Annotated in this window: 9 protein-coding genes and 1 pseudogene; 6 read left to right on the top strand and 4 right to left on the bottom strand. The window is 44.3% G+C overall.

The annotated features are described in order from the left end of the window. Together A3G19_RS02905 and A3G19_RS02900 are read left to right on the top strand one after the other, a co-directional pair. Positions 1-415, top strand: a pseudogene (locus A3G19_RS02905) (glutamate--tRNA ligase); the annotation flags it as partial. An 82-nt stretch (positions 416-497) separates the two neighbouring features. Continuing rightward, positions 498-1,559: a 3-oxoacyl-[acyl-carrier-protein] synthase III C-terminal domain-containing protein gene (locus A3G19_RS02900; RefSeq protein WP_294870481.1), complete on the top strand. Its 1,062-nt coding sequence runs from the start codon at positions 498-500 to the stop codon at positions 1,557-1,559. A 1-nt stretch (position 1,560) separates the two neighbouring features. Here the strand turns inward: A3G19_RS02900 and A3G19_RS02895 are convergent, their stop codons facing one another. Next, positions 1,561-2,244: an MqnA/MqnD/SBP family protein gene (locus A3G19_RS02895; RefSeq protein ID WP_015654664.1), complete on the bottom strand. Its 684-nt coding sequence runs from the start codon at positions 2,242-2,244 to the stop codon at positions 1,561-1,563. 115 nt (positions 2,245-2,359) lie between these two features. On the opposite strand from A3G19_RS02895, the gene A3G19_RS02890 reads away from it, so the two are divergent. From A3G19_RS02890 to A3G19_RS02880, 3 genes are read left to right on the top strand one after another with little or no spacing between them, the layout of a single operon-like run. After that, positions 2,360-2,581 carry a MoaD/ThiS family protein gene (locus tag A3G19_RS02890; protein ID WP_015654663.1) on the top strand — a complete coding sequence of 74 codons (222 nt, stop codon included), beginning with the start codon at positions 2,360-2,362 and terminating at the stop codon, positions 2,579-2,581. A gap of 2 nt (positions 2,582-2,583) precedes the next feature. Further along, positions 2,584-3,030 (top strand): molybdenum cofactor biosynthesis protein MoaE, encoded by a 447-nt coding sequence (locus A3G19_RS02885; protein ID WP_294870479.1) that lies wholly within the window; start codon positions 2,584-2,586, stop codon positions 3,028-3,030. Further along, positions 3,027-4,226, top strand: a complete 1,200-nt coding sequence (locus A3G19_RS02880; protein ID WP_294870477.1) for a molybdopterin molybdotransferase MoeA — start codon at positions 3,027-3,029, stop codon at positions 4,224-4,226. Before A3G19_RS02885 ends, A3G19_RS02880 begins: the two co-directional genes overlap by 4 nt. Positions 4,227-4,301: 75 nt before the next feature. On the opposite strand, the gene A3G19_RS02875 is transcribed toward A3G19_RS02880, so the two are convergent. After that, positions 4,302-5,624 (bottom strand): MFS transporter, encoded by a 1,323-nt coding sequence (locus tag A3G19_RS02875; protein ID WP_015654660.1) that lies wholly within the window; start codon positions 5,622-5,624, stop codon positions 4,302-4,304. A gap of 100 nt (positions 5,625-5,724) precedes the next feature. Between A3G19_RS02875 and rdgB the strand changes: the two genes are divergently transcribed. After that, a complete protein-coding gene (gene rdgB, locus A3G19_RS02870; RefSeq protein WP_294870475.1) occupies positions 5,725-6,330 on the top strand; it encodes an RdgB/HAM1 family non-canonical purine NTP pyrophosphatase in 606 nt (201 codons plus the stop codon). A gap of 133 nt (positions 6,331-6,463) precedes the next feature. Here rdgB and A3G19_RS02865 read toward each other — a convergent pair whose 3' ends face one another. Both A3G19_RS02865 and A3G19_RS02860 read right to left on the bottom strand, forming a co-directional pair. After that, complete coding sequence (locus A3G19_RS02865) at positions 6,464-7,036, bottom strand: hypothetical protein (RefSeq protein ID WP_294870473.1); 573 nt, start codon at positions 7,034-7,036, stop codon at positions 6,464-6,466. 31 nt (positions 7,037-7,067) lie between these two features. Beyond that, positions 7,068-7,208, bottom strand: coding sequence for an undecaprenyl-diphosphate phosphatase (locus A3G19_RS02860; RefSeq protein ID WP_294870483.1), 141 nt, complete (start codon positions 7,206-7,208; stop codon positions 7,068-7,070). Positions 7,209-7,221: the final 13 nt, after the last annotated feature.

The following is a 7,221-nucleotide window of genomic DNA, read 5'->3' as shown; positions in this document are numbered from 1 at the left end:
GGAGTTTCACGGGGTCATGCTGGTAAGCCACGATAAACGCGAAATTTTGCTCGATGCGCTAAAAGAGCGTGCAAAAACATTGGTCGAGATGGCAACGCTGATCAATGAGATTTTGGTTCGTCCTGCGCTCTTTGATGAAGCGGCTCTTAAAAAAGGGTACAAAGAAGAGAGTAAAGCGATTTTGGAAGCTTTTGCCCAAGCGCTTAAAAATACTACAGAGCTTCATCTCCCGAGTGATTATCATCATGTGATGGAGAGTGTAGTTGCACAGTTGGAGATTGGGTTCGGGAAAATCGGTCAGCCGTTACGTGTTGCGCTGATGGGGAAACTATCGGGACCCGGGCTGGACAGTGTTATGGCGATTATCGGTGTCGATGAGACGTTGGCACGGATTGATGCGCTGTTAAAATACTAGACTCAAAATATAAAATCTTTTGCTTTTTAGCTACAATCGCTCGGCACTTATGGATGTCGAGTAGATTAATAGAGGAAAAGAAGTGAAAAAAGATGTTTTTATCGTTGGTGTAAAATCGGTATTTCCAAAAATTTATAATTCTGTTGATGTAATTGATAAATTGTATAGCGAAAAACTTTCTTCTGCAAAAGTAAATAAATTTGCGACAAGGCTTGGATCAAATGTCCAAATTAAAAATCGAGCTATCAGTATTGATTTGGAACAATTCCCCCGCATTGTAGTTCCTGATGAAAATTCTCCGGTTTTATGGGCAAGCGATATCATTAAAAGTTTTTCAGACACTATCCGCAATGATAGTAAAATTGAATTCATATCAATCTCTTATAATGCAAGCTCACATGCGGTAACTCTTCCTAATCTTACGTGTCAAATTGCTCATGAATCTGCACTTGACTTAGCCTATCCTCCAGAGGAGATTGTCAATTATGGGTGTACCTCGGGTATTTTTTCCATCCAATCTGCGGTTAATTTCTGTCAAAAAAATGATTCTTTGGCAACGGTTTTTGCGTTTGAACAAACATCATGGACATTCAAGCCGCTTTACGATGCGTCAGATATAAATTTTAGAGCATCTTTGCGAACACATGCTATTTTTGGAGACGGTGGTGCCGGATTACTCTTAGCTAGTGGAGCTGAAGCCGAACATTTTGATAAAAAGCTAAAAATCATTGATATAAAATTGGATTATCAATATGGGGATGTCATTAAAATGGAAGAGGGTGCTTTTTTTACAGGTGACGGGGTAAAAGATGTTATGCCAAAGCTCGTGAGTCAAAATATTATCAAACCAATTTTACAGCGAAACGGACTAAAGATAGAAGAGGTCGCTGAATGGTCGTTGCATCAAGGCGGCTTGCCTGTTGTTGATAGCTTTATGAGTCAAGAAGTACTAGGATTAAGTGAAGAGCAAGTAGAAATATCAAAAAAAATGTTTGTTGAATACGGCAATATCAGTACGCCAAGCAATTTTGTTGTTTTAGAACATCACTTAGAACAGGGCAAAGGACAAATTGGGGACTATGGCTTAATCGTTGGATTTGGTGCCGGTTATTATTTCGGAGCGGTCCTTTATCAACACTGCTAAACTATAAGTATCTTATGGCTCCCAAGGAAGGGGCCAATCTTTTGTTTTTTGCCTCTCTCACAAACGCTTTGTATCCTCTCTCCTCTTTTATCCCCACTTTATAGCTGATAAATTTTAGATAATGGGTAATTTGTGCGGGGCTAAGAGTGCTTCGGCGGGAAGCATCCATCAACATATAATAAGGAATTTTGACTCGTTTGGCGACAAATGCGCGGCTCAGGCGTTTAAGTTCATCTGTGTGATTATGAGTACAAAGGAGCGCAAAGACAAACGGCAATCTTGTTCGTTCATGCCAGATTTTTCCAAGATCAATATGCTCCCCTCCGCCGTAATAGTATCGGAGCGCCTTATCGCCGATCAGCACCTCACCATGAATATCGAGTATGCGTGAGAGGAGGTTTGAGGTTGCCGAATCCTCATCGGCTTTATCGGCATTGGGGAGAGAGAGGACGCTGAGTACTTCACGTTGTGCGACGATACCAACCCCGAAATGGCGGCAGTTTTTAGCGGTAATACTGGAGATAAATGCCGCATCGATCCGACGCATGGCAAACTCGCGATTAAGGGCCGAAGGGACTCCTTTGTGGTAATGAAGGCTTTGGTTAAATCGAGTGCTTCGGGCATAGCGTTTGATAAAAACGTGGAAGGGGAGGAGATTTAAAAAATCAATTTTTCCGAAAATCAAAACTTCTCCTCTGCAAAAATAAAACTCATTATACTAATTGATCCCTGACAAGGCACTGTTAGTTCTCTTTCGCTATAATTTACCACAATATAACTACCCAAAAAGGGGAATTGTCATGGTGACAGTCGAATTTTTAGGACCGATTCAAAAGGCTCCGTTAACTTTGGAAGCTTCATCATTACGTGATGTCGCCGAGGCATTGAAAAAAGATTCCGAAATGGCACAGTGGTTAGAGAACTGTGCGGTAGCGGTTAATGATACGCTGGTCGCATCTCTCGATACACAGCTGAAATCGGGGGATAAGGTATCTTTGCTCCCTCCGGTATGCGGTGGATGAAGATGCTAGAACTCCATGACGGTGCTTTGAATGTCCCGGAAATAATCACCCGATGGTATACCGAGGAAGCGGAGTATAACTACGGTGCTTATATTCCGTTTATCGGGACGGTACGTGAAGAAGACGGGATCGAAGGGCTCAGTTTTGATCTCTATGAGCCGATACTGGGCGCATGGTTTGAAGCATGGCAAGCCAAAGTGGAACCGCTTGGTGCAAAGCTCAAAATGGCTCATAGCCGAGGGGATGTATTGGTGCATGAATCCTCATATATCGCAGCGGTATTTTCACCGAAACGACGTGTAGCGTTGGAGACGATTGAGAAATTTGTCGAAGATTTTAAAGCCTCCGCCCCCATCTGGAAATACGACCTTAAAAATGGAGAGCGTCTTTACGCAGCGGATCGTTCAACTGCGATTGCAGGTGCGGGAATTTTGGGAGGAAAGATATGATCTCCTATGAAACGTCCCAAAATATGATCACTCTTCTTAGTATCGGGAGTATCCGCAGCGAGCAAATTTTTCTGACTCATGCGTTAGGTCGGATTTTGGCGGAAGACATTGTCGCCGACAGCGATTATCCTCTCCATCCTACGTCAGCGATGGATGGGTATGCGATCCTCCACAGTGATTTGGAAGAGTATGTGTCACTCGAAATCCTCGGAGATAACCCCGCCGGAGCCGATGAGATCGGTTTCGTTATAAGCGGAGCGTGTATCAAAACTTTTACCGGCTCGCTCATGCCGCAGGGAACCGACACATTGATTCCGATTGAGAATGTACGTGTTGAGGGATCAAAGATTATAATCGAGAAACCGGTTCCACTCGGATTTGCCGTCCGTCCGATCGGCGAGAGTTACCGAGAGGGTGAAATATTGATTTCCAAAGGGACGAAGATCGGGTTTGCCGAGATCGGTGTTTTGGCCGGGATTAATCGGGTGATGATCCGTGTAGCACAACGTCCCCGTGTCGCGATCATCGCAACGGGGAGTGAGATTCTCGACATTGGTGAAACTGCTCGTCATGCAGGACAGATCCGAAGTTCCAACAGCTATACCCTTCAAGCTCTTGTCGATTCTCTCGGAGGCGAGAGTGTACAGATGGGGATCGTCGGAGATGATAAAGCGGCCATTATGGAGCGATTTGAAGAGGCGATCAGCTCGTGCGACATTGTGGTGAGTACGGGTGGAGTGAGTGTCGGCGATTACGATTTCGTCAAACACATCGTCCCCAAACTCGGTGCTGAGGTAATCTTCAAAGGGGTTAATATCAAACCGGGGCAGCACGTGATGGTGGCTCAACGGGGATCGAAGTTCATTGTCTCTCTCCCTGGGTTTGCCTACTCCTCGACCGTCACCTTTATTCTTTATGCTGCACCGCTTATGGCACGGATGATGGGAATTGAAAATCCCAACGACGTGATCGAAGCGACTCTCAAAGTGCCGTTTGCGAAACGTTCCAATAAAAGCGAATTTACTGCCTGCAACCTTAGTTTTGTCGATGGGCGATACTGGGTCGATTTTGAGGGGAAAAAGAGCGGAAGCTCTGCCATTTTGACGAATCTTCTTGGAAATGCGGGACTTATGATTTGCGGTGAAGAGGATGGGGATTTAGAGGCGGGGACGCTAGTGAGGGTGATAAAACTCTAATGGCTTCATTCTTTTGTTTGTCATCCTGAACTTGATTCAGGATCTAAGATTGCGGATTAAGTCCGCAATGACAGGTTACTTAACGATTTTCGCTTTAATAGCCTCTTCTTCAACCATATCTTTACGATATTTGACCGCGACGATATTTTCGGTCTCATTGATATACCACTCCGCAATATGCTCATGTTCCAAGTTACCCAGTTTCTCCATATCCACATGATCGACAGAGATATAAAGATGAGAATATCGGTGCGGATTCGACATTTTAAACGTCCACAAAAGCCAGAGTGTTGTTACGACAATCAGCCCGATGGCCAACGTTTCACGTGTTGAGTATTGTAAGGCGATACCGGCAACGGCTCCGCCGATAAATGTCATGAAATAGGCGACTCCGTTAGCAATCCCGAGAGCCGCCCCTTTTTGATGAACACGGGCGTATTTTGAAATCATCGACTGAACCAGTGGCTCCATCATATTAAACGCCATAAAAAAGGCAATGACTCCGAGGACAAACTCCCACCCTTTGGTTGCAAATCCTAATAGGGTAAACGCGACGATAAAGAGGACGATAGAGAGCAAAAAGATTTCGCGCGGTTTGTTGTATTTTTCACCGAACACGGCTGCCGGTCCCATCGCGATGAGTCCCATTAGCATTGCCGGAACATATACCTGCCATAGCTCTTTGGCTTCCCATTTGAAAATACCCGCACTGTCCAACAGGAGGATCGGAATGAGGACGAACGCAACCGTCATAAGCCCTTTTTGCATTCCGTTGGTGATAATCATACTAAGGAGATTCGGATCTTTGAGGATATCTGCCGTGGTAGTGGTAGAGTGGTAAATATGGCGGATACGCGGAGGGGTAGGGACTTTCGTAAAGAGGACGAGCATCGCCAATATAGAGAGCACCGCAGTGATCCAAAACAGTGATGCGACACCTGCATAGGCACTGATAACAGGACCGGCGGCCATAGCAAGGGCGAAACTGATCGCGATCGTCCCCCCCATCAGCGCCATCGCTTTACCTCGAGACTCTTCATGGACGAGATCGCTGATCATGGCGGGGATTACAGCACCGATGGCTCCGGCTCCTTGTAAAAAACGTCCTGCCATCAGAGTATAGATGTCGGTACTCACGGCACAGATGATAGAACCGACCAAGAAAATGACGAGTCCGACGAGGAGTGTCGGTTTACGACCGATTTTATCACTCATTACTCCGAAGGGAACTTGGAAAATCGCTTGGGTGAGGGCATAGCCGCCGACGATAACACCGACTAAAAATGGAGTTGAACCTTCGAGATTCAAGGCATAAGCCGAGAGGACGGGAAGAACGAGAAAAAGACCGAAAAATCGGAGTGAAAGAATTGCTGAGAGCGGGAGAACCGTTTTAAACACGTTGTCACCTTAGATAAGCTAAAATTTTCGTCATTATAGTACATTCGGCATTTAGGCGGATGGCTGAGGAAATATTGCTAAGTCTAATCTAAGGATACGAATGAAAGTTGTACTGGCTACGTCCAATAAAGGAAAAGTGCGTGAAATTATAGAATTGCTCCACGATCGGGAGGTTTTCCCTTACACCGATCTGATAGAGGGATTTGAAATTATTGAAGACGGTGACACGTTTAAAGAAAATGCGCTGATCAAAGCACGTGCCGTCTATACGGCATTGGGTGATCCTGAGGCGATTGTGATTGCCGATGATAGCGGCATCAGTGTCGATGTATTGGGCGGTGCTCCGGGGATTTACAGTGCGAGGTACGGCGGAGAGGGTGCGAGTGATCGGGATAATCTTCTTAAACTCGTTAAATCATTAAAAGAAAAAAATCTCCAAACCTCACCTGCCCATTACACGGCGGCAATTGCGATTGTTTCCCGTGAAGGGGAGAATTGTGTGCACGGGTGGATGCACGGGGATGTGATTACTGAACTTCGGGGTGAAAACGGTTTCGGATATGATCCGATTTTCATTCCAAGCGGATATGTGCAGACGTTGGGTGAGTTAGCGAGTGATGTAAAAAAAGGGCTTTCGCACCGTTCCAAAGGGTTGGAGTTGGCGAAGATTTTGATTGATCAGATTAAGTTTTTACGGACAAAATAGGAGTTCCAAGATGATCCCTGCCGTTCGCCCTGAGCTTGTCGAAGGGTAATTAGTTCATGGTTCGACAAGCTCACCACGAACGGGATTACTGCCTCTTTGTCATTCCGTACTTGATACGGAATCTAGGTTTAAACTAAAAATCTATTCTTACTCCATTAAACTCTTTCGATGAGTGAAAAACTTTTTGGGATTGATTGTAGTCTATATGGAGATTGTTATTATTTATCCATTGGAGATGAATATTTTCTCCTTTGATTCTGAAAACATCAGCAATCAATGGTGTGTCTTCTAACGTTTCATGAGCATTAGCTAATGTAACAACTGATGTATAACCTGTAGTCGCGCCACATGAATAGAGGTAAACGATGGCTTTTTTCGTTTTATCAGGTGAATAAACATCGTACTGATCTGAACTACCACATAGACTTGTTGAAGATTCTTTACCGCGTGGATAAAAATTTTCTCCCATCCACATGTGAGTTATCAGTACAGAAATAATTAATTGATTAATGCCGATAAGTCTCCAAGAAGTAAACTTGTTATTTAAAATTTTTGTTAAACGATAAGCTATATAAATATTGAGTATCAGTAATAATGGTGATGCAAAAAAAAGTATAAAACTGATGGAATCAGGCAAAAAGTGATTAATTTGTAAGCTAAAGGTACAAATTGCAATAAAGAGGACAATTGCCGTAATAAAACTCAATAGTTCTTTGTGCCACGTATTTGTCATAACGTTACGCCGGAAGCACCGCTACAAAATAAAAGAAAATGATTCCGACAGCGATTCGGTAAATCGCAAACGGAGTAAAGGTGTGGCGGCTGACGAAGGCGACAAAAAGTTTGACCGTTGCGAGGGCAAATACAAACGCCGTTATAAACGCAATGGAG

The organism is Sulfuricurvum sp. RIFCSPLOWO2_12_FULL_43_24, assembly GCF_001829605.1.
Lineage (GTDB): Bacteria > Campylobacterota > Campylobacteria > Campylobacterales > Sulfurimonadaceae > Sulfuricurvum.
The sequence above is the reverse complement of the archived record's forward strand: the minus strand, read 5'-3'. Positions and strand labels throughout refer to the sequence as shown.